We start from the raw sequence: 25,811 nt of genomic DNA, 5'->3' as shown, positions 1-25,811 counted from the left end.
TCTACACAGCGGGTACTTCCAAGCTCTTCGCAACGCGCCTTGGCGATGAGGACTTAAAGCGGCGCCTCGCTTCGCTTCGGCGTTGATGGAACCCGCACGGTCGCCCGCTTTTCTCTTTTCTGTGGGAGCGCACCCTGTGCGCGACAACCTAACGGAGCGGTGACTACGAGACGCCGCTGTCGCGCACAGGGTGCGCTCCCACAAGGGGCTCGCCTCGTTGGATGCTCCGCCGAAGGCTCGGGTTTTTGCTTCGGCTTTTAGCTTTTAGCTTTTAGCTTTTAGCTTTTAGCTTTGGCTTTTGGCTTTTGACCTTTGACCTACCGGGTCCCCGGCAGGAGGCCGGAAGCCCACCGCTGGCGAGCCAGGTCGCGGAATCACGACGACCAAAGGCCAAGAGCAAAGTCACTGGATCCCAGCCTTCGCTGGGATGACGGCTAAAGGACGAGGCGGTGAGGCCGGGTTGCATACCTCACCTCAACCCTATCCTCTCTCCCCAAGGCCCCTTCACCCAAGCCCACTCTCTGCATGCCCCGCGGGCGAGAAGGAGAAAACCCGCATCAAACCGTGCGCTCGAACACCACACCCTGGTGATGCACCAGTGGCTCCATCAGCCAATGGTCCGCGAGCAGGAACGCGAACAGCGCCATCAGGTACACGATGGAATAGTTGAACACCTTCATTGCGAAGAACTCATCCGGCGGATTAAGCAGCCGAACCGCGTAATAAAGGAAGCCCGCCCCGAGCACGGCAGCGCCGCCCAGGTACACCATCCCGCTATACCCCGTCAGCGCCGGCAACAACGTCACCAGCACCAGCAGGATCGTGTAGAACAACACATGCCAGCGCGTGAACACCACGCCATGCGTCACCGGCAGCATCGGCACCTGCGCACGCGAGTAATCATCGCGGCGGAAAATCGCCAGTGCCCAGAAATGCGGCGGCGTCCACACGAAAATGATCAGGCACAGCTGCAGCGCGAACGGATGCAGTTCACCCGTCACGGCCGTCCAGCCCAGCACGGGCGGAATCGCGCCGGCCAGGCCGCCAATCACGATGTTCTGTGGTGTCGCACGCTTGAGATACGCGGTGTAGATCACCGCATAACCGATCAGGCCACCAAAGGTGAGCAGCGCGGTAAGCGGGTTCACCAGCACCACCAGCACCACCATCGACAACACGCCCAACGTGAATGCGAAGGTGAATACCTGGCGCGGCGTGAGCTGCCCCGTAGCCAGCGGGCGATGCGCGGTGCGTGCCATCACCTTGTCGATGCGCTGGTCGATCAGGTGGTTGAAGGCCGCCGCGGAACCCGAGGCCATCCAGATGCCCAGCGTGCCGAACACCAGCGCACGCCACGGCGGCAGGCCGGGCACGGCGAGGAACATGCCGATGACCGCGCAGAACACCAGCAGCGCCACGACGCGCGGCTTGGTCAGTTCCAGGTACTCATGGAAACGGCTGCTCATCGTCATCGGTATCCGTGGGAAAGAAACATCGCGTCTTCATGACGCTTCTGCGTACGCGCCAGCGTGGCCAGCAAGGTGAAAAGCAGCAGGGCGGCCACGCCATTGTGCGCCGTCGCCACCGGCAGGGGCAGCCCGAAATGCACGTTGCTGACGCCCAGCAGTACCTGCGCCACCAGCACCGCGGCCATCGCCAGGCCCAGCGAACGCAGCCCTTGGCGCGACACGCGGTGCGCCAGCCAGGCGAGATAGCAGAACACCACCAGTGCACCGAGGCGATGGGTGATCTGGATGGCGCTGCGTGCCGCCATGTCGAGCACGCCGCCTTCGTAGTTCACGCCGATACCACGCCACAGCACGAAACCTTCGCGGAAATCGGTAGCCGGCATCCATTGGCCCAGGCACTTGGGAAAATCGGTGCCGCAGGCGAGCGCCGCGTAGTTGGACGAGGTCCAGCCACCCAGCGCGATCTGCGCCAGCAGCAGCACTATGCCCACCACCACCGCTTTGCGCAGGCCGGCGTAACGGTCGTCGTTGGCACCGACGCCTGCAAAGCGCAACGCCGCATAGGCCAACAGGGCAAAGGTGGTGATGCCGCCCATCAGATGCCCCATGACCACAATGGGTTTGAGCAGCAGCGTCACCGTCCACATGCCGAGCATCGCCTGGAACACCACCACGGCCAGCGCCAGCACACTGATGCGCCACGCGCCGGGCCGGCCCAGGCCAAGGGCCGCGATGATGGGCAAGGCCATGGCTACCAACGACACCAGCAGCGACCAGTGGTGCTCGCCCTTCATGTACATGCCCACGCCCACCGCCGCACAGACCGCGCCCACGATCACCGCGTAACGTGCCCATGGGCGGCGCCAGCTGGCGCCCAGCGCCAGCGCGAACACCAGCGTGCCGAGCGTGCCCGCGAGGAAGCGATGCACCTGCTCGCGCCACGCCTTGTGGGTTTCATAGGGGCGGTCCGGGAATGCCTGGTTCGCCTGCGCGATCTCGTGCTGCTGTTCCGGCCAGGTGGCGCGGCCATAGCAGGTCGGCCAATCCGGGCACGAAAGACCGGCGTTGGAGAGGCGCACGAACGCACCGAACATCACCACGCCGAATGCGAACACGGCGGCAAGCAGCGCGAGGCCGCGCAGCACCCTGGGGGAACGAACGGTCATCAGCGAATCACCTTCTGAAGATCCTTGCGCAGGCCGGTGGCGTCGAAGCCCGCAGGATAGAACGACAAGGCGGTACCGTCGGATTCAACCAGCAGCGCGCTCACCGTATCGGGCGTGGTCGGCGTGAACGGTGCGAGCGCTCCCATCGCATCCTGGCCCAGCTTCCAGTAGCCGGTCATGCCACTGGCAGCGGCGTCGGCCGGCGGCTTGCCCACATAGAGCAGGCGCAGGCGCGAGGCGTTCTGGTTGAGCGTGATGCGCGCGGCAGCCATCTTGGTGAGCACGTCCAGGCACTGTTTCGCGCAGTCGGGACCGGCCAGCGCGACCAGGGTGAGCTGCGGCTCGCTGGCCCGCCACGCCCAGGTGTCGCCATTGGTGAGGGACACCGGCACCTGTTCGGCGGCGAAGTTCCGTTGGGGCGCCACGGGCTGGCCATTGGCCTTGCCCTCCGGCTGCCAGCCCGACAGTGTCAGCAATATCGCCGCGACAATGGGCGCGGCGAACACCAGCATGATCGACAGCAGTTTGAGGCGGCTTGCACGCAGCTTGACGGGATCGGGCTTGTTCATGGCTTGCCTGGTCGGGAAGGACGGCGACGATGCAGCACCAGCAGGATCACCAGCGCCGCCACGGCGAAGGTGAACCACTGGAACGCGTAGGCGCGATGACGCGCCGGCGGCATCGCCGAGAAGTCGATGGTGTGCTCGCGCACGTAGATGGAGGAAGGGTCCGCATCAAGCGTGAGCACCTGCGGATACAACGCGCCGCCCAGATCGGTGGCAACCTGCGGCAGGTCGAGGTACACGGTGGTCTTGGGCCAGCGCGTCTGGCGCGCCAATGCGTTGCCACCCATCTCGAACCCCACGCCGGGCGCGGGCACGTAAAGCCCATGCAGATCCTGCGCACCCGTTGGCAGCGGCGGCAATTGCGGCGCCTGGTCGGTACCGTTGCCCGGGAGAAAACCCAGGTCCACCAGCAGCAGCCGGTCACCGTTGCGCGGACGGAAAGGCGCATAGACTTCCACGCCACCGCGCTGGTCGTGCCTGGGGTTGTCCAGCAGGTAGAGGCGGTCGGCCAGGTATTCGCCCTGCACGTTGACGCGCGCGAACGCGTCCACGGGGGGATTCGCGGCCACTGCGGCAAAGTCGCTCGCCGCCGCTGTTTCCGCTGTGGCATACCGTCGCAGAATCTGCTCCTTTTCGTCCGCGCGATGCAGCTGCCACACGCCCAAGCGTATGAACAGCAAGGCGCCAGCCACGGTGAGCAGCAGCGCGAACCACGACGGACGGCGCAGCCACTTCACGCAGTGGCACCGTGCACGACCGCTATACTGCGGATGTCAAAAACGTTCGGACCTATCACGTGGAAACCATCTACAAATATGCGCTGGTGATTCTGCTGCTGGTGGTGCTGTTCAATCTTGGTCAGGCCCTGTACTTCATGATGACCGACAAGGAAGGCAGCAAGCGCACGGTGTGGGCGCTGACGCGCCGCATCGGTTTGTCGGTGCTGCTCATCCTGATGGTGGTGCTGGGCATCTGGATGGGCTGGCTCCACCCCCACGGCGTGGGCCAGTAATTGTAGCTTCCCGCCGTCGCTGGCGCCTCGCTTGCGACATCCGGTTCCCCGAAGGCCCGCCATTGGCGGGCTTTCGCTTTCAAGGCTTCGACACCCCTGTGGGAGCGCACCCTGTGCGCGACGACCCACCGGAGCGGTGGCGCCGCCCGTCCGCGGTCGCGCACAGGGTGCGCTCCCACAACACACCACTCCGGGGCCAACAAAAAACCCGCCTTCCGGCGGGTTTTTTGCTGCGGCGCGCCAGCGCCTCAGAGGATGTAGACGAACATGAAGAGGCCCAGCCACACCACGTCGACGAAGTGCCAGTACCAGGCCACCGCCTCGAAGGCGAAGTGGTGTTCCTTGGTGAAATGGCCCTTGGCCACGCGCAGCCAGATGATCGCCAGCATGATCGTGCCCAGCGTCACGTGCATGCCGTGGAAGCCGGTGAGCATGAAGAAGGTCGAACCGTACACGCCGCTCTGCAGCGTGAGGTTGAGCTCCTTGTAGGCCTCGATGTACTCGTGCGCCTGGAACCACAGGAAGGTGGCGCCCAGCAGCACGGTGAGGCCGAGGAACAGCAGGATCCGGCCGCGATGACCGGCCTTGAGCGCATGGTGCGCAATGGTCACGGTGACGCTGGAGGAAAGCAGGATCAGCGTATTGAGCAGCGGCAGGCCCCAGGGCGCCACCGTCTGGAAGTTGCCGCCGATGCGCTCCGGGCCGTTGCCGCCACCGGCGCCCCAGGCCGCGGAATAGCTGTCCCACAGGAACTGGTGGGTCAGCACGCCGTGACCTTCGCCGCCCAGCCACGGCACCGCGAACATGCGGGCGTAGAACAGCGCGCCGAAGAAAGCGCCGAAGAACATCACTTCGGAGAAGATGAACCACATCATGCCCATGCGGAACGAGCGGTCCACCTGGCTGTTGTAGTTGCCCGCGAGCGATTCGCGGATCACCGAGCGGAACCAGCCGAAGAACATCAGCAGGATGCCGACGAAGCCAATGGTCAGCATCGTCTTGCCGAAGCTGGCTTCGCCTGGCGGCGCGTTCAGCCAGTGCGCGGCACCGAGCACAGTGACGAACATGACCACCGCGGCCACGATCGGCCACTGGCTCTTGGATGGAACGAAATAAACGCCTTGTTGCTGAGCCATGGGAGATCCCTGTGGAATGCTCTGTCTACGTCAACGGTACGACATGGAAAGTCGGCAACGTCAGGAGTACTGCAGCCCCTGCAACAACGAGAGCACGAAGATCGCAACGGCGATGCCGCCAAACAACGTGACGGTGATACGCACGCCTTTCCTGCGCTGCTGCTCGATGGCTGTTGTCGATGACTGGTTCATCTGTTCGCTTCCAGCCGCCCCGGCGCAAGGCCGGAGCGGTCATGCTTGGGATCAATCCTCGACGTGGCCGTGGGCCAGTTCTTCGTCGTGGATCACCGGCGGCACTTCGAAGGTGTGGTACGGCGCCGGCGACGGCAGCGTCCACTCCAGGCCCTTGGCACCTTCCCACACGCGGTCCATCGCCTTCTTCTTGGAGAAGAACACGCAGTGCACGATCACGCCCACGAAGATCAGCTGCGAGGCGCCGAACAGGAAGCCACCGATCGAGCTGATCATGTTGAAGTTGGCGAACGCGACGTTGTAGTCGGGGATGCGGCGCGGCATGCCGGCCAGGCCGAGGAAGTGCTGCGGGAAGAACAACACATTCACCCACACCACGCTGTTCCAGAAGTGCATCTTGCCCCAGAACTCGCTGTACATGTGGCCGGTCCACTTCGGCAACCAGTAGTAGGTGCCCGCGATGATCGCGAAGATCGCACCGGTCACCAGCACGTAGTGGAAGTGCGCCACCACGAAGTAGGTGTCGTGGTACTGGAAGTCCGCCGGCGCCAGCGCCAGCATCAGGCCCGAGAAACCACCGATGGTGAACAGGATGACGAACGCGATGGCAAACAGCATCGGCGTTTCGAACGTCATCGAGCCGCCCCACATGGTGCTGACCCAGTTGAACACCTTCACGCCCGTCGGTACCGCGATCAGCATGGTGGCGTACATGAAGAAGATCTCGCCGCCCAGCGGCAGACCCACCGCGAACATGTGGTGCGCCCACACGATGAACGACAGGAAGGCGATCGACGCGATGGCGAACACCATCGCCTTGTAACCAAAGATCGGCTTGCGCGCGAAGGTCGGGATGATCTCGGACACCAGGCCAAAGGCCGGCAAGATCATGATGTAGACCTCGGGGTGGCCGAAGAACCAGAAGATGTGCTGGAACAGCACCGGGTCGCCACCGCCAGCCGCATTGAAGAAGCTGGTGCCGAAGTACTTGTCGGTGAGCAGCATGGTCACCGCACCGGCGAGCACCGGCATCACCGCGATCAGCAGGAACGCCGTGATCAGCCAGCTCCACACGAACACCGGCATCTTCAGGAGATCCATGCCCGGCGCGCGCATGTTGAGGATGGTCGCGATGATGTTGATCGCGCCCATGATGGAGCTGATACCCATCAAGTGCACGGCGAACACCAGGTACGCCACCGAATCACCCTGCAGCGACAGCGGCGGGTACATCGTCCAGCCGCCGGCCGGGCCACCGCCCGGGAGGAACAGCGTGGACAGCAGCAGCGCGAAGGCGAACGGCAGGATCCAGAACGACAGGTTGTTCATGCGCGGCAACGCCATGTCCGGCGCACCGATCATCAGCGGGATCATCCAGTTGCCCAGGCCCACGAAGGCCGGCATCACCGCGCCGAAGATCATGACCAGCGCATGCATCGTGGTCATTTCGTTGAAGAAGTACGGCTGCACCAGCTGCAGGCCGGGCTTGAACAGTTCCGCGCGGATCACCATCGCGAAACTGCCGCCAATGAAGAACATCAGGAGCGAGAACACCAGGTACAGCGTGCCGATGTCCTTGTGGTTGGTGGACATGCACCAACGTACGAAGAAATTCTTGGGCGCGCCGTGGTGATCGTCGTGATGATGATCGTGTGTAGCTGCGTGGGCCATGCCTTACACCTCTACCTAAATACGAATGCTGTTGACTGGCTGATTGCTCAGCCCTGATGGCCCTGCGAAACAGGTGCGTCGGTCGCCTGCGCCGTGGCCGGCGCGGCAGCGGTGGAAGCCGCCGCCGGAGCGGCAGGCTGCGCCGGCTTGTTGGCCTCGGCTTCCTGGTCCGCCAGCCACTTGTCGAATTCCGCCTTCGGCACCGCCTTCACCACGATCGGCATGAAGCCGTGATCCTGGCCGCACAGCTCGGCGCACTGGCCGCGATACACGCCCGGCTCGATGATGTTGGTCCAGGCCGAGTTGACGATGCCCGGGATGGCGTCCATCTTCCAGCCCAGCGCCGGCACCCACCACGAGTGGATGACATCGCCAGCCGTGATGACGAAGCGGATCTTGGTGCCGACCGGCACGACCAGCGGCTTGTCCACGTTGATCAGGTAGGTGTTGTAGCCATCCACCTGGACGTTCTTCGGATCAAGGCCCGAATCGAGCTGGCGCGTCTCGTCGCTCTCTTTGTCGAGCTTGGACATGAAGCCGACCTTCTCGATCGCCTTGCCCTTGTAGTCGACATAGTCGTAGCGCCACTTCCACTGGTAGCCGGTGACCTTGACGGTCATCTCCGAGCCGGTGGTGTCGGCGAAGGTGCGCAGACCGCCCGTGGCGAGGTACGCCAGCACGATCAGGATGATGACGGGGATGGTGGTCCACACGATTTCCAGCGTCGTGTTGTGGGACCACTTTTCGGCCACCGCGCCGCGCGATTTGCGGAAGCGGAACATGGCGATGAACATCGCGCCGAACACAAGGATGCCGATGACGACGCAGACGCCGAGGGCAACGTTGTTGAGGAAATAAGCCTCGGGCGACCAGGTGGACGCGCCACGGGTCATGTTCAACTGCCCGGGCTGCGGATTGGCCAGGGCCACGCCGCCGAACATCGTGAGTGCGAAGAGTGCTGCCGTGACCGCTCGCTTGATACCGCCAGGCCTGATGCCGCCAGATGTCATGTCGTGATGCACCTTTGTTGAACCTACCTGCGTCGCTGCTGGTTGAGCTCCGTCAGCAACACCATGAGTTTCCTTGACAGCTCGGCACGCTCCTCTTCCCCGAGGAAGGCCCCGATTTCCAGCTCGCGTCCATGCGACGTCAGCAACAGACGCCCCCTCCCCTGGCCAGACTGCAGCTGCACACGCACCCAATACGTCTGAAAGCGCGCACTGCGCCGACCTGGCAGGGACTGCACCTCCAGCGACGATTCGTCGAGGGTGATGCGCTCGCTGCGGTCGCCGGCCCGCCAGGCTACGCCCAGGGCGAAAGCCACCGCGGAGGACTCGACCAGTGCAAACAAAGGAGCGAAGACATTCCCCTGCCATGCTCCCAACACGGCCGTCGTCAGCGCCAGCGCCGCCAGTCCTCCGATCAGTCGACGCAGGTCGCGACGGCTCAGGGCACGATTGGGCTTGAGCCACATCGTTGCGCACGGCAAGCCGGCCGCTGCTGGTCGAAGCACGATCATGAGAACCCGGCGTGCCTGGAACGCAGGCATGATAGGCCGCGAGCGCGTCGGGGAGCAACAACGCCGCATGTGCTTGATTTGAAGCAAGGATGAACCAGCAGCGATGTGATTGGCGCGACGCACGCGACGCGCGTCTCAGCACGATTGCGTGGATAGTCAGGGGCTTGAGACGGGTGCGGCTGGTGCGGCTGCGTCCGGCATCAGGCGTTGCGCGCAGGGTGCGACGGTTTGCCACAGTAGTGACATGGTTGTGTTCTGCGGGGCTCGTGCCCTGCTTCGGTCTCGCCCAGGCCCCGTACCCGGCGCACGCCCGGCACGCAACGCGCCTCGGCTCAAAAAAAAGATCGTCATTCCCGCGAAAGCGGGAGGCGTCCTTCAACAGCCGAAGGGCTGGTCATCCAGTGCCTTCGCCCCTGGGGGTAGACAGGCGCTGGATTCCCGCTTTCGCGGGAATGACGGAGAGGGAACGTGGTGCTCCTGGCATCTCCCACCCTCCACTCCCCACCCTTGCCTTCCTCGAAGCCGGCTTTTCAGGGTCTCACCCTTATATATAGGTACGCCCCCGCCCCTGCCGCACCGCACCACCACGTACGGGTGCGTGCGTTTTCCCCCACGCGTACAATCCGGCGATTCCCCGCCCCACCAACGTTTCGGCTAAAAACCCAGTGACACAGCCCATTCTCAGCCCCGAACTGCCCACCGGCGTCGAGCCGGCGCGCGCGCGCATTACCGCCAACTGGCTGCGCGACGAAACCGAAGCGGTCAACGACCTGCTCACCCAGGCCACCCTGCCCCCGGTCGAACGCGAGAAAGTGATCGACCTGGCCGCCGACCTGGTGACCCGCGTCCGTGCCCGCGCCAAGGACCAGAGCGCGGTCGAATCCTTCATGCGCCAGTACGACCTGTCTTCGGAAGAAGGCGTGCTGCTGATGTGCGTGGCCGAAGCCCTGCTGCGCATCCCCGACAAGGGCACGGCGGACAAGCTGATTCGCGACAAGCTGGGCGATGCGAACTGGAAGAAGCATCTGGGCCAGAGCGAATCCGTGTTCGTCAACATGTCGACGTGGGGCCTGATGCTCACCGGCAAGCTGGTGACGCTGTCGGAAGAAACCCGCCACGATTTCACCGGCGCGCTGCGCCGCCTGGTCGGTCGCGCCGGTGAGCCGGCCATCCGTCTGGCCGTCCGTCAGGCCATGCGCATCATGGGCCACCAGTTCGTGATGGGGCAGACCATCGGCGAAGCGCTGGACCGCTGCGCACAGAAGGAATACGCGGTGTATCGCTATTCCTACGACATGCTGGGCGAATCCGCGCTCACCAGCGAAACCGCCGAGCGTTACCAGCAGGATTACCGCAACGCGATCGCCTCGATCGGTTCGCGCGGTCCGTTCGCCAACCACACGGATGCGCCGTCGATCTCTGTGAAGCTGTCCGCGCTGCATCCGCGCTACGAAGTGGCCAAGCGTGAGATCGCCCGCCGCGACCTTACCGCCAAGCTGCTCGAGCTGTCGCAGCTGGCCATGAAGCAGGGCATTGCGCTGTCCGTCGACGCGGAAGAAGCCGATCGCCTCGAACTCTCGCTCGACATCATCGGCGACGTGTTCGCGCATCCCTCGCTGGAAGGCTGGAACGGTCTCGGCATCGTGGTGCAGGCGTATGCCAAGCGCACGCCGTTCGTCATCGACTGGCTGATCGAAACCGCGCGCGCCACCGGCCGCCGCTGGTACGTGCGCCTGGTGAAGGGCGCGTACTGGGACGCGGAAGTGAAGCGCGCCCAGGAAAACGGCCTCAGCGGCTACCCGGTGTATACGCGCAAGCCGAACACCGACGTGTCGTACCTCGCGTGCGCACGCAAGCTGTTCGACGCCGGCGTGGAACTGATCTACCCGCAGTTCGCCACGCATAACGCGCACACCATTGCTGCGGTATATCACCTCTCGCAGGGTCGTCCGTACGAAAACCAGCGCCTGCACGGCATGGGCACGGACCTCTACGCCGAAGTGATCGGCAAGCAGAACCTCAACGTGCCGTGCCGCGTGTACGCGCCGGTGGGCACGCATGAAGATCTGCTGCCTTACCTGGTGCGCCGCCTGCTGGAAAACGGCGCCAACACCAGCTTCGTCAACCGCGTGGTCGACGAAACGCTGCCGGTGCGCGAACTGGTCGCCGATCCGTGCGAGACCGTGCGCTCCTTTGCCTCCATCCCTCACCCGCGCATCCCCCTGCCGGTGAATCTCTACGGTGAACTGCGGAAGAATTCCATGGGCGTCAACTTCTCCAACGACAACGAACTGAAGGCCCTCGCCGAGGCGATCCAGAGCAAGAACGGTCCGTGGACCGCCGAGCCGCTGGTGCCGGGCGCCAAGAGCACCGGCGCCACCGTGCAGGTGACCAACCCGGCTGACCGCCGCCAGGCCGTGGGCAGCTACGTCGCCGCCGACAGCGCCACCGTCGACAAGGCGCTGGCCAACGCCGTCGCCGCGCATCACAACTGGGATCGCCTGCCGGCCGCCAGCCGCGCCGCGATTCTTGAGCACGCCGCCGAGCTGCTCGAAGCGCGCCGCGGCGAGTTCATCGCCCTGTGCGTGCGCGAAGCCGGCAAGAGCCTGCCGGACGCCATCGCTGAGATCCGCGAAGCCGCCGACTTCCTGCGCTACTACGCCACCATGGCGCGCCGCCTGTTTGGCCATCCGGAACAGCTCCCCGGTCCGACCGGCGAGAGCAACCAGCTGTTCCTCAACGGCCGCGGCGTGTTCGTCTGCATCAGCCCGTGGAACTTCCCGCTGGCGATCTTCCTGGGCCAGGTCAGCGCCGCGCTGGCTGCCGGCAACGCCGTCATCGCCAAGCCGGCCGAACAGACCAGCCTGATCGGCTACGCCGCCGTGAAGCTGCTGCACGAAGCCGGCGTGCCGGCCGAGGTGCTGCAGTACCTGCCGGGCGACGGCGCCACCGTGGGCGCTGCCCTGACGCGCGATCCGCGCGTGGCCGGCGTGGCCTTCACCGGCTCCACCGAAACCGCCTGGGCGATCAACCGCGCGCTTGCCGCACGCAACGCCCCGATCGCCGCTCTGGTGGCCGAGACCGGCGGCCAGAACGCGATGATCGCCGACTCCTCCGCGCTGCCGGAGCAGATCGTGAAGGACGTCGTCGCCTCCGCCTTCCAGTCCGCCGGCCAGCGCTGCTCCGCCGCGCGCGTGCTGTTCGTGCAGGAAGACATCGCCGACAAGGTCAGCGCGATGCTCGCCGGCGCCATGGAAGAGCTGAAGGTCGGCGATCCGGGCCAGCTCTCCACCGACGTGGGCCCGGTGATCGACGAAGACGCCAAGAAGATCCTCGTCGACCATGCCGCGCGCATGGACAAGGAAGCAAAGAAGATCGGCGAAGTGAAGCTCGACGCGGCCACCACCGGCAACGGCACCTTCTTCGCGCCGCGCGCCTACGAAATCCCGGGCCTGTCCACGCTGACCCGCGAAATCTTCGGCCCGGTGCTGCACGTGATCCGCTGGAAGGGCGACGAGCTGGGCAAGGTGGTCGACGCCATCAACGCCACCGGCTACGGCCTGACGCTGGGCATCCACAGCCGCATCGACGACACGGTGGAGTTCATCCAGAGCCGCGCCCGCGTGGGCAACTGCTACGTCAACCGCAACCAGATCGGCGCGGTGGTCGGCGTGCAGCCGTTCGGCGGCGAAGGCCTGTCCGGCACCGGCCCCAAGGCCGGCGGCCCGCACTACCTGCTGCGTTTCGCGGGCGAGCGCACGCTCACCATCAACACCACTGCCGCTGGCGGCAACGCCTCGCTGCTCACCATCGGCGAGTAAGCGGGACACGGGGCCGGCGCAAAAGCGCCGGCCTCTTCACTCGACGGGAGATCCGCATGCGGCACCCGGCACGACTCGCATCGATGCTGGCGATGGCGCTGCTCGCGTCATCGCTCCACGCCATGCCGGCACAGGACGACGAACAACGTTTCGTCGCCACGCTGCAACTGGGCGCCTCGCCCGACGTCCACTACCTCGATGCGAACGGCAAGCCGCTGGGCTACGCCGCGTTCGCGCAGCAACTGGGTACAGGCCGCAACTACAGCACCACCGCCGACAGCAAGGCCAACGCTGCCATGCTGCGCTTGCGCCCGCCGGGCACCAGCACCGGTACCGGCCGCTTTTCGTTCGGTCGCGGCAGCATGTTTCCTCCGTTCGAACTGCCCTCATCGCAGGGCGGCACGCTGCACTCGAGCGCGCTGCGCGGGCGCTATACGCTGGTCAGCTTTTTCTTCGCCGAATGCGCGCCGTGCATCGCCGACGTGCCGGTGCTCAATGCCTTCGCGAAAGCCAACGGCGACATGGGTTTCGTCGCCATCACCTACGAAGACGCTGACACCGCGCGCGCGTTCGTGAACGATCGTGGCCTGCGCTGGCCCGTGCTGCACGACGGGCAGGCATTGATCGATACGCTGGGCGTGAACGTCTACCCCACCCTGATCCTGATCGATCCGGCCGGCCGTGTGGCGGGCGCGGCCGTGGGCATGACCATGCGTGATGGGCAGGACAAGCAGCTGGCCGATCTCACGGGGTGGGTGCAGCAGTGGAAGGCGGCCAGAGCGGCGAAGTAGGCTTGGTGGCTTGGAAGTGTAGGTACACCCCCTTGTCCCTCACCGTCATTCCCGCGAAAGCGGGAATCCAGTGCCTTGCGCTCCTAGCAACGCTCCAAAGGCGCTGGATTCCCGCTTTCGCGGGAATGACGGTGAGGTGTGGATGGGAGCCTAGGGGAGCTGCCTTGCGCATCACGCCTAATACGGCGCCGGCTCGATCAACGCTTTCTCCGCCGCACACTTCACATCCGCTGTCACCGGATTCGCCGCGCGATACGCCTCCAACTCGCGCTTCGCATCAGCAAGACTCCCCTGAAACGAAGGCGACGCATGCAACACCGCCACCACCGCCGCGCCATTCATCGCTCCCGCCTCGACAGCGCTGAGGTTGTGCACGCCGCACACCACGCGGCTGTCGGCAAACGCACGTGAGCGCAGCAGCAGATCACTGGCCCGGTCCGGCGCCAGCTCTGCCAGCACCAGCCCCACCGCCCAGCCACGCGTGGCGTGGCCGGAGGGGTAGTCAAAGCTGGTCTTCAGCCGGTCGGTGGACTGGCAGGTCACCCCTGGGTCGATCAGGAAGGGCCGCTGCCGCTGGTTGGCCTGCTTCGCCGGCCCGGTGGAGGCGTCGGCCGCGTTGCTGGTGGCGTCGACTAGGGCCGCCAGCTTCGGCAACGTCGTGGCGTCCAGCGGCGCCCCCATGGCACAACTGAAGTCGGCCATCAGCCTGGGGGTGGCGTAATCCACGTCCTGCTGGGCCAGCGTCCAACGTGACGTACCTTCCAGCTTGCGGGTGGCGAGGAAGACCTGCCGGTCGGCCTCATAGCGCGGCGAGCCCGCCCTGGGCGCCGCGGGCAGCAGTTCGGCCGTCTGCAGCGTGGCCACCGCGCCGGTCGGCGGTGCCTTCGACATCGGCGTCTGCACGGGCGCGCAGGCTGCCAGCGGCAGCAGGACGAGCCCGAAAGCGTGGCGACAACGGACCGCGACAGCGTTCATCGGCGTTCTCCCCTAGGCAGGGCCCGGTCCGCCTTGTGCATTGCGCAAGGCGATGGGCCTGTGGCCATGATATAGATCAAGAAGTCTCGCCGGGCCTGCCCGGCGCTCTCAGGGGGTGGGAGCTCAAGTTCATGACGTCTGTTGCCGTCAGCCATGCCATCGATGACGCCGCCGTGCCCGCAGGCACGGATGCGCGCTACACCGTGGCCGAGACGCCGCCGAACATCCTGGTGCACCTGACCCAGCTGGCACTGTCGCGCGGGCAGCGCTGCGATGGCTGGTTCGCCGGCTCGGGGCTGACCCGGGAACAGCTGAATGACCCGACGCTGCGCATTTCCTACCGGCAGGCCCGCTCGGTGATCCGCCGCGCACTGCAGGCCACCGGCGAACCGGGGCTGGGGCTGGCGGTGGGTCGCGTGGAAACGCTCGGCAGCTTCGGCCTGCTGGGCCTGGCCATGATGACCTCCGCCACGTTCGGCGATGCCATGCAGGTGGGCATTACCCACCATCGCGTGAGCGGCAGCCTGCTGGATGTGAGTTTCGAAGTGGTGGGGCAGCGCGAAGTGGCGCTGGCCGTGTGGCCGCGCTTCAACGACGCGCCGCTGTTGCCCTTCCTGTGCGAGGAGCTGTTCGCCAGCTCGCTGGCCATCGGGCGGGAGCTGGCTGGCCAGAACTTCAACCCGCTGCGGCTTGAACTGACCTACGCACGCCCCGCCTGCGCCGACGAATACGCCGATTTCTTCCGTTGCGAGCTGGTGTTCGGCGCTCGCCACAACCAGCTGGTGATCGACGCGCAATGGCTGGAACACCGGCTGCCCACGCACAACCCGCTGACCGCCCAGCAGGCGCTGGCGTTGTGCACGCAGCAGCATGACGTCGACGGTCCGCAGCAGGAGATCGTGGCCTCGGTGGAACGCCTGCTGCGCAGCCACCTGCGCCACCAGCCGCGCCTGCCCGACGTGGCGCGCATGCTCAACATGAGCGAACGCTCGCTGCGCCGCCGGCTTGCCGAAGGCGGCCGTGTGTTCCGCGAAATCCACGACCGCGTGCGTGCCGAACGCGCGCTGGAATTGCTGCACGGTGGCACGTTGAGCGTGGCGGAGATCGGGCTGGAAATCGGCTTCAGCGACCCGCGCGAATTCCGCCGCGCGTTCAAGCGCTGGACCGGCATGCCACCGCGCAGCGCCCGCCAGCACGCGGCTTGACCGCCCCTGGCGGCCAGCGACTGCTGGCCTTGGCGAAGCCGCCAAACGTCAACAACGTTGAATGTCAGGCTCCGCCGCATCAGCGCGTGCATGACAGCAGCACGCTGCCTTCACCATCACCCCGCGTGCTCCGCCGGGACAGGACTCAGTCGTCCACTTCACCACGAGCCTGTGCATCGATGAAGGCGTTCACCGGCCACACCGCCAGCCAGATGCCGCGGAACGGCTGGATGTAGACGGCATGGGCGCGCGCGGCATCCGAGAGCCGGCGCGGATAGGTGATCACCAGCCCTTCCGGGTGTCCGGCCGCCCACTGCTTCACGTCGGCGATGCCATGCAGCTGCGTGACCGGCTCGGTAAGGCGCCCGAGGAAGGTGTACTGGCCGTCGTTCGACTCGAGGTTGGCGATGGGGCGCCCGCCCGCCTCCGCCTTCGCCAGCATGTGCGCCACCGGCGTGAAGTCGTACGCGGGCCACAGCGTGAGCGTGAACAGGCCATGCGCGGTCACCAGCGCGATCAGGCTGACCATGGCCACGCGAATCACCTCGCCCTTGCGCAGCAGCACCAGCGGCAGCGCCAGCAACAGGAAAGCCAGGCCGAACGGCACGCTGTAGCGAACCAGCGAGGCGTAGAAGTGATCGCGCACGTAGCCGGCGTGCACCAGCCCATCCATGCCAAGCAGGATCACGCCCGCCGCTGCGCAGGCCAATGCCAGCGGCCAGGGGCCGAGCCAGCGCGACGCGGTGGCGCGCCGCTCCTGCATCAACGACAGCGCGGCCGCCATCAGCACGGCGTACCCGCCGAACTCCGGCAGCATGTAGTACGGCTGCTTGCCGCTGACGGCGGAAAAACCGAGGAACACCGGCACCAGCCAGCAGGCGAGGAAGCGCACGCCCGCCTCCAGCGGACGCCGCAGCGAGAACAGCGCCGCCCACACGCGCGGCCACAGGCTGAAGGGCAGCAGCAGCACCGGCAGCAGCGGCACGTACCACCAGAACGGCTCGGCATGCGCGAAGGCATCCACCACGCGGCCAGCCGTCTGGTGCACGACCAGTTTCTGCCGGTAGGTTTCACCGCCGGTGGTGGTGGCCAGCAGCACCCATGCGAGCAGCAGCAGCACGCCGACGACCAGCGCCACCGCGCCACCGATGTACCAGCGACGCCCCTCCTGCCTGGCCCAGCGGTTCCACAGCGGCCCCAGCAGCCACGGAAACGCAACGTGCAGCAGCATCACCGGCCCCTTGGTGAGCAGACCCAGCCCCACGGCCAACGCGAACCAGCCGAAGCGCGGCGACTCCTGTTTCGCGGTGGGTGCCAGGCAGAGCAAGGCCGCGAGCACGCAGTCGGCCAGCAGCACCTCGTACATGACCTGCAGGCCGAACAGGAAGCCGAAGCTGTAGGCGGCGAGTATCCACGGCGCGTAACGCGCCACGTCGGGGCGATCGGGGAACAGGCGCTGCGCCAGTCGATGCACGAGCACCAGTTGCACTGCGCCCAGCAGTACCTCCAGCAGGCGCGGCCACACATCGCCCACGCCGCCCACCGCCCAGCCGAGGTGGATCAGCCACAGCAGCAACGGCGGCTTGTCGCTGTACGGCAGGCCGTTGAGATAGGGCACGAAGTAGCTGTGGCGCAGCCACATTTCCCACGCCACCGACAGGGTGCGCGTGGAATACATCGGCATCGGCCCGTGCTGGAAGATGGCGATGAGCGCGGCGACCAGCCAGCACCACAACCATGGCATCGCCACCACCGCGTCCCGCAGGCGGCGAAGCGGCGTGGATGGCTGGAGCGTTGTGGAAGCAGATGTGGTCACGCTTGGAACTCGATGGAATCGGATATGTGCTGCAAATCGTGCGGAGCGGCGGCCCGTGCTCAACGGCGCCGGTCGATGCCGCCCCAGTCGTCCACGTCGCCCTCGGGCACCACACCGCCGCGGCAGGCCTGCGCCACGGCATCAAGCCGGTACAGCCGCCAGTCGCGGCCACTGGTGATGCCCATGTCGAGCGTGGCGTCCTTGTTGATGCAAGGGCCCATGACGTCGGCAAGGATGAGCACCCAGCGCTGGCCAGGCGATTGCTCCTGCCAGCGGATGGAGTCCGCCAGCTGCTGGTGCCACGGCGTCACGAAGCCGAAGTCGGTCAGCTTGTAGTCGCCGAACGCCAGCGGCAGTTCTTCCTTCCACGCCACCAGCGCCAGCTGGCCGCCCGGCCCGACGATCTGTTCCACGCGCTGCACCAGCGGCGCCTGCGAACTGGCACGGGCCAGCAGCGGCGCCACCGACAAGCCCCAGACCATCCACACGCCCGCCATGGCGGCGAGCACGGCGGCGCCCGCGCGTCGCAGGCGGAACAGCGCCGCGCACCCGAGCATCCATGCGCCCATGGCGACAAACGCCCACCACAGCGACGAGGCGTGCTCGCCCAGCTGTCGCGCGGCGGCGAAACGCTGCATCCACGCCGACGGATGCGTCAGGCCCTGCACGCCGAACACCAGCAACGGCAGCGCCAGCGCCAGCACGAACACCAGTGCGGTCCACCGCGCCCAGCGCCGCTCGAGGATGCCGGCCAGCCACGGCCCCGTGCACAGGGCCAGCATCGGCAACGCAGGCATGATGTACACGTCGCGCTTGGCCCGCGTGATGCTGAAGAACACGATCAGCAACACCGCCCAGGCCAGCGGCAGCAGCACGCGCGCATCGCGCTCGCGCAATGCGTTGCGCCACGCCGGCACCAGCCCCGGCAAGGCCAGGCTGAGCGGCAGCCACGAGGTGAAGATCACCTCGATGTAGAACCACGGCGGCTGGAAGCTGTTCCAGGGATGCACGTAACGGTGCACCGTCTGGTTGACGAAGATGTCCTGCACATAGGCACGCGCCTCAGGGCTGTCGTGCGTGTGCACGTAGATGGCCAGCGGCACCAGCCACAACGCGAGTGCCGCCGCGAACGCCAGCACGGCGCCCAGCCACACCATCGCGCCGCCATCGGCGGGCGCCAGTCCCTTCCAGCGATAGCGCTGCGCGAACCACAGCGGCACCAGCATCAGGAAGGCCAGCGCGCCGACGCCCTTGGTGATCACGCCCAGGCCCGCCGCGAAACAGCCCAGCCACAGGGCGCGGCGATCCGGGCCCAGCAGCACGTGGCGCAGGATGCACACGTTCGCGGCCGTCACGAAGAACGTCACCGTGGGATCGATCTGACCTCGCTTGGCCTGGAACACGAACTGCACGGTGCACAGCATGGCCAGCGCCGCCCACAGGCCGGCGCGATGTCCCCACAGGCGCCGTCCGACGTCGTAGATCAGCCACAGCGTGCCCAGCGAGGCGAGCAGCGATGGCAGCAGGAAGGCAATGCGCCAGTCACCCGTCAGTGCATGGGATGCCGCCTGCGCCGCCATGAACAGCGGCGGCTTGTCCGAGTACCAGTCCGCGCCGCGATGGGGAATCAGCCAGTTGCCGGAGGCCGCCATCTGGTGCGCGACCAGCGCAAAGCGCGGCTCGTCCGATGGGGTGGGCGTGCGCATGCCGATGCCGGCAGCCAGCAGCACCAGCGCGGCGAGCATCAGGAACCAGCGTTCCATCGGCTCGTGCATGTCGTCCCGCCACTTCGTCACTGGCCCGGTTCGTCCCACGGCATCACCCACGACAACGTCCCATCAGTGGGACAGGCCGAGTGAGCCGAGGTTGTCGTGATGCTCGCCCGCGTCATCCCATTGCAACGGCTGCTGCGCCGGCGCGGCGCCCGGCACGGCGGCGTCCCCCAGCAAGTGGGGGAACGCACGCACCGCCTGGATGGCGGCTTCGCGGGCGGACAGGCCCTGCGTGACCAGCGCGCTGCTACCGTGGCCATACGGCGCGTACACCGAGGCGTCGGTCACCGAGAACATGCCCAGCGTCGGCGCCCTGGAGGCGACGGCCAGATGCATCACGCCGCAGTCGGCCGTCATCATCAGATCCATGTTGGCCATCACTGCTCCCATGCGTCGAATATCGGAAGAGTAATAACCCGGCCACGCATCGCCAAGCATCGACCGCCCATGCATGGGAATCAGCTCAAGCAGATTCGCCTGGGGGCTGATCTCCCTGAGGGTCGTGATGAACTCCGCCCACCACTCCGAGGAGTAGCGCTTGGCGCCCGTGGCGTTGGCGAACAGGCCGACCACCGGGCGTGCCGTGCCCCGCTCCGTGTCGCTCAGCAACTGGTCGACGGCGGCGCGCCCCTGCAGGAGTTCCTGCTCCGTCAGCCGCAGGTCGAGCGACGGGTAATGACTGGTGTCGTCTACCACGCCCGAGTAGGTCGCGCGCGCCCAGCGCAGCAGGTTGATCGGGCGCTGCCCCATGTGGTTGCCGGCGACCGACTCCGGCACGGGATGCGTCAGGCCGGAACGTGCCCCGTCGTCGCTGAAGCCCAGCGTGTAGCGACCGCGCAGGTGGCGCGTCATCGCCCGGCTGAAGCCCGAGCCGATGCAGGGGTCGATGATCAGGTCGTACTGCGTCTGTCGGATGCCGTGGAGCATCCCCAGGAAGCTCACCGGATGCTTGAAGCCGCGCTTGGGCAGGCAATAGATGTTCTTCACGCTGAAGAAGCTGGAAAACACTTCCTCCGCGATGCGCCCTTCGGAAAGGATATCGATCTCGACACCCGGATATACCCGCTCCAGTTCCTGGATCAGCGGCGTCATCAGGATCATGTTGCCGAGCCGATGGTTGGGCCGGCAGACAAGAATGCGATAGATGCCCTTGCGCGCGAGGGGCGCGGGGGCCGAATGGACGCTGGATGAGTTCACGCAACACCAAGATCGAAAAAACGTGGCACGAGTCGTCGCATCCGGCGCAGCACGTCGAAACGACACGCCTGACATGATTCCCTCCCTGGTAACGCACAGTATCGGCGGCAGTCACTTTCGCCAAACTTATGCGACATCCTTGCGCCAAGCTTGCGACAAACTTGCGTCGCAAGTCCTTGCGCGTCGCGGCATCCCAAGGGGCGTAAAGACGGCCAAGCCCCGGGCGCGTACATTCAAACGATCGTCACACTGGCCGATTTGCCCCCCTTTGCCGCACGTTCTGCCCTCCCTTGTGCGCCGCGGTTTCCGGGACAGTGGGGCATCACGCAGCCAGCCGCTCCTGGGGAGGAAAGCGACCATGCGCAAGACCCTATTGTTTCTCGCCCTGCCGCTGGCCCTGGCGGCCTGCCACCACGATGAGCAGGCGGCACAGAGCGGCGCCGACGCCACGTTCGAGGCCAACCTGCAGCAACAGCTGCTGGATGCCAAGCCGGGCAGCGTCATCGATATTCCGGCCGGGCATTACCACCTGCAGCGTGGCCTGAGCCTGCGCACCGACGGCGTCACCATCAAGGGCGCCGGCATGGACAAGACGGTGCTGTCGTTCAAGGGCCAGGTGGTCGGCCCAGAAGGCCTGCTGGTGAACGCCAACGACTTCACCATCGAGAACCTCGCGCTGGAAGACACCAAGGGCGACGCGCTCAAGATCAACCAGGGCAAGAACATCACCATCCGCGGCGTGCGCGTGGAATGGACCGGCGGCCCCAAGACCACCAACGGCGCCTACGGCCTGTATCCGGTGAAGACGCAGAACGTGCTGATCGAGGACTCGGTGGTCATCGGCGCCTCCGACGCCGGCATCTACGTGGGCCAGTCCCATACCATCGTGGTGCGCCGCAACCGTGCCGAGTACAACGTGGCCGGCATCGAGATCGAGAACTCGGTGAACGCGGACGTCTACGAGAACACCGCCACCCACAACACCGGCGGCATCCTGGTGTTCAACATGCCCAACCTGTCGCAGGCCGGGCACAGCACGCGCGTGTTCAAGAACCAGGTGATCGACAACAACACCGACAACTTCGCCGCCAAGGGCGCGGCGGTGGCCAGTGTGCCGCGCGGCTCCGGCGTGGTGGTGAACTCCAACGACAAGGTGGAGATTTTCGACAACGACATCGTGGACAGCCAGACCGCCAACGTCATCATCTCCAGCTATTTCTCCACCAACTACTACAACACCAAGGGTGTGGCGGCCGACTACAACCCGTACCCCAAGGGCATCTTCATCTACGACAACCGCTTCAAGGGCGGCGGCGATTCGCCGGACGGCCTGAAGTTCAAGACGCTCAAGACTGCGGTGTACGGCCTCAACGGCAAGTTCCCGGACATCCTGTGGGACGGCTATGTGGACGAGAAGTCGCTGGTCGACGGCCTGCCGCCGGCCAATGACCGCTTCTGCATCCAGAACGGCGACGTGGGCGTGATCAACGCCGATGGCCCGCACGACTACAAGAATCCCAGCACCGACACCAAGCCGTACCAGTGCACGCTGCCTAAGCTGCCGCCGGTGGTGTTGGATCCGGAGCCGAAGGCCTGACGGCCTGCCCTTGGGAAGCGGATCTTTACCGCTGCCTTCGTGCGTCCTCACCGTCATCCCGGCGCAGGCCGGGATCCAGTGACTTTCCGCCGTGACGCACATCGAAAGACGCTGGATCCCGGCCTGCGCCGGGATGACGGTGAGGGAGGGTTCTTCGCTACCTCGACCTGCAGGCGCCTCTTCACCCAAACCATTGGACAGATCGCAGTATGACGTTGTCGACGAAGTTGTTTTTCCTGCTATCGCTGCTCCTGCTGACCGCCTGCCACCGCGACCTCGATCCCGTGGCGTTCCAGGCAGACGGCCGCCCGCCGAAGCTCAGCGACTGGCATGTGGTGGAAGTGCGCGATGGCAAGCTGGTGCTCAACCAGGGCGTGGTGCCGTACGACCTCAACACGCCACTGTTCACCGACTACGCGCACAAGCTGCGCACGATCTGGATGCCCAAGGGCGTGTCGGCCAAGTACGACCCGACCGATACCTTCGACTTCCCGGTCGGCACCGTGATCAGCAAGACCTTCTATTACCCGCGCACGGCGGACGGCAAGTTCAGCGACGTGGCGCGTACCTTTGACACGTCGAAGGACTTTGCCGGCGAGGGGCTGGATCTCTCACAGGTGCATCTGGTCGAAACGCGCATCCTGGTGCATCGCGAATCGGGTTGGGCGGCCATTCCCTATGTGTGGAAGGATGACCAGAGCGACGCCATGCTGGCGCGCACCGGCGCGGTGATCCCGCTGACGCTGGTGGACGACAAGGCCGCGCGGGAAGACTTCAACTACGTGGTACCCGACGAAAGCCAGTGCTCCAGTTGCCACGCGCAGGACTGGGTGAGCCGCAAGATCCATCCGATCGGACCCAAGGCGCGTCATCTCAATCGCGACTACCACTACGCGGCAGGCGACGAGAACGAACTCGCGCACCTGGTGAAGGTGGGCTATCTCAGCGGCGCACCGGCCCCGGCCGACGCACCGCGCAACGCCAACTGGGCAGACGAGCATGCGTCGCTCGATGCCCGCGCACGCGCCTATCTCGACATCAACTGCGGGCACTGCCACAACCCCAAAGGCGCGGCCAACACCACCGGGCTGACCTTGGACGTGAGCGTGCCCGAAGACCGTCATCTGGGCATCTGCAAGCCACCGGTCGCCGCGGGGCGCGGCACGGGTGACCATTTGTTCGACATCGTGCCGGGCCAGCCTGACGATTCCATCCTGCCGTTCCGGATGAACTCGGCCGACCCGGGCACGATGATGCCGGAACTGGGCCGAAGCACGGTGCACCGCGAAGGCGTGGCACTGATCAAGGCATGGATTGCGTCGCAGTCGGGGGGCTGCGTCGCCATCCACTGAAAGGAGTAGCGCCGCGGCCTTCGGGCCGCGGCCTTTTCATATCGAGGGGAGAACCTGCTGATGAAGATCCGCCCGCGTCCGTTGTCCGCCTGCCTGCATCGCCTGTTGATCGGCGGCAGTCTGGTGCTTGGTGCACTGCCCGCCGACAGCTGGGCCAGCGACGATGCAGCACCCGCGCCGCAGCAAGGCAGCAACAGCGCGCAGAGCGGCAGCACCACTGCCGATCCCGAGAAGGCCAAGCTGCTCGGCAACGTCACCGTGACGGCGCAGAGCCGCACGCAGGAAGTGCAGTCGGTGCCGATTCCGCTGCAGATCGTCACGGCCAAGCAGATCGACACGCTGGCCGCGACGGACCTCAGCAAGATGGATATCTTCGTGCCCGGCCTGGTGATCGACGCCAGCCAGCCCACGCAGCCCACCTATGAATTGCGCGGCATCGCCACCAGCAACTTTGGCGTGGGCACCGAATCGGCGGTGGGCATCTACGTCAATGGCGTGTACGCAGCACGCTCGGGCGGCTCGCTGCTTGCCTTCAACGACATTGCGCGCATCGAGGTGCTGAAGGGACCGCAGGGCACGTTGTTCGGCCGCAATGCCGCCGCCGGCGCCATCTCCATCGTTACCAACGAGCCCACCGACAAGTTCGAAGGCAAGGCGCGCGTGCGCTTCGGCAACGACGGCCGCAAGTACGCCGACGGGCTGCTGAACATCCCGATCAACAAGGACATGGCGCTGCGCCTGAGCGTGCTGGACAACCAGAGCGACGGCTGGATCAGGGACGCCGCTACCGGCAAGCGCTACGGCGAAGACAACGAGTGGGGCACGCGCGCCGTGTTCCGCTGGAACGTCACCGACAACACGCGTGTGCTGCTGTCGTGGGACCACGAGAAGCTCGACCAGCCGCCCGCGCCGGCCATCGGCCTGATTCCTCTGTCGAACGACACCAACCAGCGCGCGCCCTTTCCGCCCGATCCGAGCACCTATCTCAACCCGCTGCGCGCACCGCTCTACAATGACGCCATCGGTGCGCGCGAGTCGCGGCGCTTCGACGGCGGCACGCTGCAGATCGACCATTCCTTTGGCTGGGGCGATTTCGTCTCGACCACGGCATGGCGCGGCTTCGACACCTACAACCTGGGCGACTACGACGGCACCAACCACGTCGTCACCTACCTCGATACCGCCAACATCGAGCACAACAACAGCTGGTACCAAGAGTTCAAGCTGTCGGGCAACAACGACCGGATGGACTGGGTCGCGGGCGTGAGCTACTACCGGGAACAGGCGCGCCAGACCAGCCAGACCGACGTCAACACCAACAGCCTGGACACGCTCGCGCAGAACGCACTGGGCGTAGGCACGCCGCTCACCGACATCAGCAATGCGCTGGCCTCGTTCGGCCTGCCGTTCACGCTGCTGGGCGACCCGTGGAAGGAGGCCATCAGCAACGACGGCAACTTCAAGGCCTACGCCGCGTTCGGCGACGTTATCTGGCACATCAGCGACCGTTTCGACGTCACCACCGGCCTGCGCTACACCCGCGACGAGAAGGAATTCAGCTGGTACAACATGCCGCGCAGCGCGCCGGCCTTTGACGCGACCATCGCGGGCCTGGAAGGCCTGGGCATCGTGCAGATGCTGCCGCCCCAGGCGCAGGCCGCGCTGGCCGCATTCGGCCAGAACGTGATCTTCACCAGTGCCGTGGGCACGCCGGTCTACGCCAGCAACACTTGGAACAACTGGAGCCCGCGCGTCGTCGCCAGCTACAAGTTCACGCCGGACGTGATGGGCTATTTCTCCGTCACCCGTGGCTACAAGGCGGGCGGCTACAACAGCGTGCAGGTCGGCTCCACCTTCCAGCCGGAAAAGGTCACCAACTACGAGGGCGGCATCAAGAGCCTGTTCCCCGACCAGAACCTGCTGCTCAACGGCTCGGTGTACTACTACCGCTACGACAACATGCAGTCGCTGGCGCTGGACCCGAACAGCCCGGCCACCGGCCTGCCCATCTACGTCGTCAACAGCAGCAACCAGGAGGCCAAGGGCCTGGAGCTGGAAGCGCAGTGGCAGCCGATCAGCGATTTCCGCGTCAACTTCATGGGCGCCTATATCGATGCCAAGTACCGCAAGGCCACCGCGCCCGACGGCACCGACCTGAGCGGCCAGGCCACCGGCGCGCCTTACTTCTCCGGCGCGGCGTCGCTGTCCTACACTTGGCGTGGCGTCGCCAACGGCGACCTGGAGTTTGACCTGTCGCAGGCCTATCGCGGACCGACGCGCTGCAATGCCGATTCACAGTTCCAGGGCTCGTGCAACGTGAGCCCGAACTTCAAGATCGGCACCAGCCAGCAGCGCACCGATGGCCGCATCGACTGGCATGCGCCGGGCGACCGTTGGGGCGTGGCGCTGTACGGCACCAACCTCTTCAACAAGCGTTACGTCACAGGCGTGAACAATATCACCACCTCCGTGTTCGGCACGCCTTTCGCCACGATCTCGCCGCCCCGCATGTGGGGTATCGAGCTGCGTGCGAAGTTCTGACCGGGAAACCTGA

Annotated in this window: 20 protein-coding genes; 7 read left to right on the top strand and 13 right to left on the bottom strand. The window is 65.8% G+C overall.

Annotated elements, in window-relative coordinates; all coding sequences use genetic code 11:
* Positions 1 to 557 precede the first annotated feature (557 nt).
* From cyoE to HY57_RS04960, 4 genes are read right to left on the bottom strand one after another with little or no spacing between them, the layout of a single operon-like run.
* Positions 558 to 1,472, bottom strand: a complete 915-nt coding sequence (gene cyoE / locus HY57_RS04975) for a heme o synthase (RefSeq protein WP_019464084.1) — start codon at positions 1,470 to 1,472, stop codon at positions 558 to 560.
* Positions 1,469 to 2,635 (bottom strand): COX15/CtaA family protein, encoded by a 1,167-nt coding sequence (locus HY57_RS04970; RefSeq protein WP_019464085.1) that lies wholly within the window; start codon positions 2,633 to 2,635, stop codon positions 1,469 to 1,471. Before HY57_RS04970 ends, cyoE begins: the two co-directional genes overlap by 4 nt.
* Positions 2,635 to 3,204, bottom strand: coding sequence for a hypothetical protein (locus HY57_RS04965; protein ID WP_019464086.1), 570 nt, complete (start codon positions 3,202 to 3,204; stop codon positions 2,635 to 2,637). Before HY57_RS04965 ends, HY57_RS04970 begins: the two co-directional genes overlap by 1 nt.
* Positions 3,201 to 3,938 carry an SURF1 family protein gene (locus HY57_RS04960; RefSeq protein ID WP_019464087.1) on the bottom strand — a complete coding sequence of 246 codons (738 nt, stop codon included), beginning with the start codon at positions 3,936 to 3,938 and terminating at the stop codon, positions 3,201 to 3,203. The genes HY57_RS04965 and HY57_RS04960 overlap by 4 nt, the downstream gene beginning before the upstream one ends.
* A 59-nt stretch (positions 3,939 to 3,997) precedes the next feature.
* On the opposite strand from HY57_RS04960, the gene HY57_RS04955 reads away from it, so the two are divergent.
* Entirely contained in the window at positions 3,998 to 4,213 is a 216-nt protein-coding gene (locus HY57_RS04955) for a twin transmembrane helix small protein (protein ID WP_019464088.1), read from the top strand.
* Positions 4,214 to 4,461: 248 nt separating this feature from the next.
* On the opposite strand, the gene HY57_RS04950 is transcribed toward HY57_RS04955, so the two are convergent.
* The 5 genes from HY57_RS04950 to HY57_RS04935 are packed head-to-tail and all read right to left on the bottom strand — an operon-like array spanning position 4,462 to position 8,686.
* Positions 4,462 to 5,349: a cytochrome c oxidase subunit 3 gene (locus HY57_RS04950; protein ID WP_019464089.1), complete on the bottom strand. Its 888-nt coding sequence runs from the start codon at positions 5,347 to 5,349 to the stop codon at positions 4,462 to 4,464.
* 60 nt (positions 5,350 to 5,409) lie between these two features.
* Entirely contained in the window at positions 5,410 to 5,541 is a 132-nt protein-coding gene (locus HY57_RS22210; protein ID WP_019464090.1) for a hypothetical protein, read from the bottom strand.
* A 51-nt stretch (positions 5,542 to 5,592) separates the two neighbouring features.
* Positions 5,593 to 7,212 carry a cytochrome c oxidase subunit I gene (gene ctaD, locus HY57_RS04945; RefSeq protein WP_026033727.1) on the bottom strand — a complete coding sequence of 540 codons (1,620 nt, stop codon included), beginning with the start codon at positions 7,210 to 7,212 and terminating at the stop codon, positions 5,593 to 5,595.
* 47 nt (positions 7,213 to 7,259) lie between these two features.
* A complete protein-coding gene (coxB, locus tag HY57_RS04940) occupies positions 7,260 to 8,222 on the bottom strand; it encodes a cytochrome c oxidase subunit II (RefSeq protein ID WP_026033728.1) in 963 nt (320 codons plus the stop codon).
* A 23-nt stretch (positions 8,223 to 8,245) separates the two neighbouring features.
* Positions 8,246 to 8,686: a DUF2244 domain-containing protein gene (locus tag HY57_RS04935; protein ID WP_050997864.1), complete on the bottom strand. Its 441-nt coding sequence runs from the start codon at positions 8,684 to 8,686 to the stop codon at positions 8,246 to 8,248.
* Between the two features lie 710 nt (positions 8,687 to 9,396).
* Here HY57_RS04935 and putA point away from each other — a divergent pair.
* Both putA and HY57_RS04925 read left to right on the top strand, forming a co-directional pair.
* Entirely contained in the window at positions 9,397 to 12,552 is a 3,156-nt protein-coding gene (putA, locus tag HY57_RS04930; protein WP_019464094.1) for a bifunctional proline dehydrogenase/L-glutamate gamma-semialdehyde dehydrogenase PutA, read from the top strand.
* A 56-nt stretch (positions 12,553 to 12,608) separates the two neighbouring features.
* Complete coding sequence (locus tag HY57_RS04925) at positions 12,609 to 13,343, top strand: TlpA family protein disulfide reductase (protein WP_081500578.1); 735 nt, start codon at positions 12,609 to 12,611, stop codon at positions 13,341 to 13,343.
* A 177-nt stretch (positions 13,344 to 13,520) separates the two neighbouring features.
* Here HY57_RS04925 and HY57_RS04920 read toward each other — a convergent pair whose 3' ends face one another.
* Positions 13,521 to 14,318: an acid phosphatase gene (locus HY57_RS04920; protein ID WP_019464096.1), complete on the bottom strand. Its 798-nt coding sequence runs from the start codon at positions 14,316 to 14,318 to the stop codon at positions 13,521 to 13,523.
* 131 nt (positions 14,319 to 14,449) lie between these two features.
* Here HY57_RS04920 and HY57_RS04915 point away from each other — a divergent pair, with 131 nt between their 5' ends.
* A complete protein-coding gene (locus tag HY57_RS04915) occupies positions 14,450 to 15,523 on the top strand; it encodes an AraC family transcriptional regulator (RefSeq protein ID WP_019464097.1) in 1,074 nt (357 codons plus the stop codon).
* A 145-nt stretch (positions 15,524 to 15,668) separates the two neighbouring features.
* Here HY57_RS04915 and HY57_RS04910 read toward each other — a convergent pair whose 3' ends face one another.
* The 3 genes from HY57_RS04910 to HY57_RS04900 form a co-directional block, all read right to left on the bottom strand.
* On the bottom strand, positions 15,669 to 17,339 hold the full coding sequence (locus tag HY57_RS04910) for an ArnT family glycosyltransferase (protein ID WP_235186616.1): 1,671 nt from the start codon (positions 17,337 to 17,339) through the stop codon (positions 15,669 to 15,671).
* Positions 17,340 to 17,398: 59 nt separating this feature from the next.
* The gene (locus HY57_RS04905) at positions 17,399 to 19,114 is read right to left on the bottom strand and encodes an ArnT family glycosyltransferase (RefSeq protein ID WP_019464099.1); all 1,716 of its coding nucleotides are present in this window, start codon (positions 19,112 to 19,114) and stop codon (positions 17,399 to 17,401) included.
* A 63-nt stretch (positions 19,115 to 19,177) separates the two neighbouring features.
* Positions 19,178 to 20,308, bottom strand: a complete 1,131-nt coding sequence (locus HY57_RS04900; RefSeq protein ID WP_019463522.1) for a glycosyltransferase family 9 protein — start codon at positions 20,306 to 20,308, stop codon at positions 19,178 to 19,180.
* A gap of 358 nt (positions 20,309 to 20,666) precedes the next feature.
* Between HY57_RS04900 and HY57_RS04895 the strand changes: the two genes are divergently transcribed.
* The 3 genes from HY57_RS04895 (at position 20,667) to HY57_RS04885 (ending at position 25,798) form a co-directional block, all read left to right on the top strand.
* Positions 20,667 to 21,905 carry a parallel beta-helix domain-containing protein gene (locus HY57_RS04895; RefSeq protein ID WP_019463521.1) on the top strand — a complete coding sequence of 413 codons (1,239 nt, stop codon included), beginning with the start codon at positions 20,667 to 20,669 and terminating at the stop codon, positions 21,903 to 21,905.
* 209 nt (positions 21,906 to 22,114) lie between these two features.
* Entirely contained in the window at positions 22,115 to 23,257 is a 1,143-nt protein-coding gene (locus HY57_RS04890) for an SO2930 family diheme c-type cytochrome (RefSeq protein WP_019463553.1), read from the top strand.
* Between the two features lie 60 nt (positions 23,258 to 23,317).
* Entirely contained in the window at positions 23,318 to 25,798 is a 2,481-nt protein-coding gene (locus HY57_RS04885) for a TonB-dependent receptor (RefSeq protein ID WP_019463554.1), read from the top strand.
* The last annotated feature ends 13 nt before the right edge of the window (positions 25,799 to 25,811 follow it).

The organism is Dyella japonica A8 (genome assembly GCF_000725385.1).
GTDB classification, from domain to species: Bacteria; Pseudomonadota; Gammaproteobacteria; order Xanthomonadales; family Rhodanobacteraceae; genus Dyella; species Dyella japonica_C.
The sequence above is the reverse complement of the archived record's forward strand: the minus strand, read 5'-3'. Positions and strand labels throughout refer to the sequence as shown.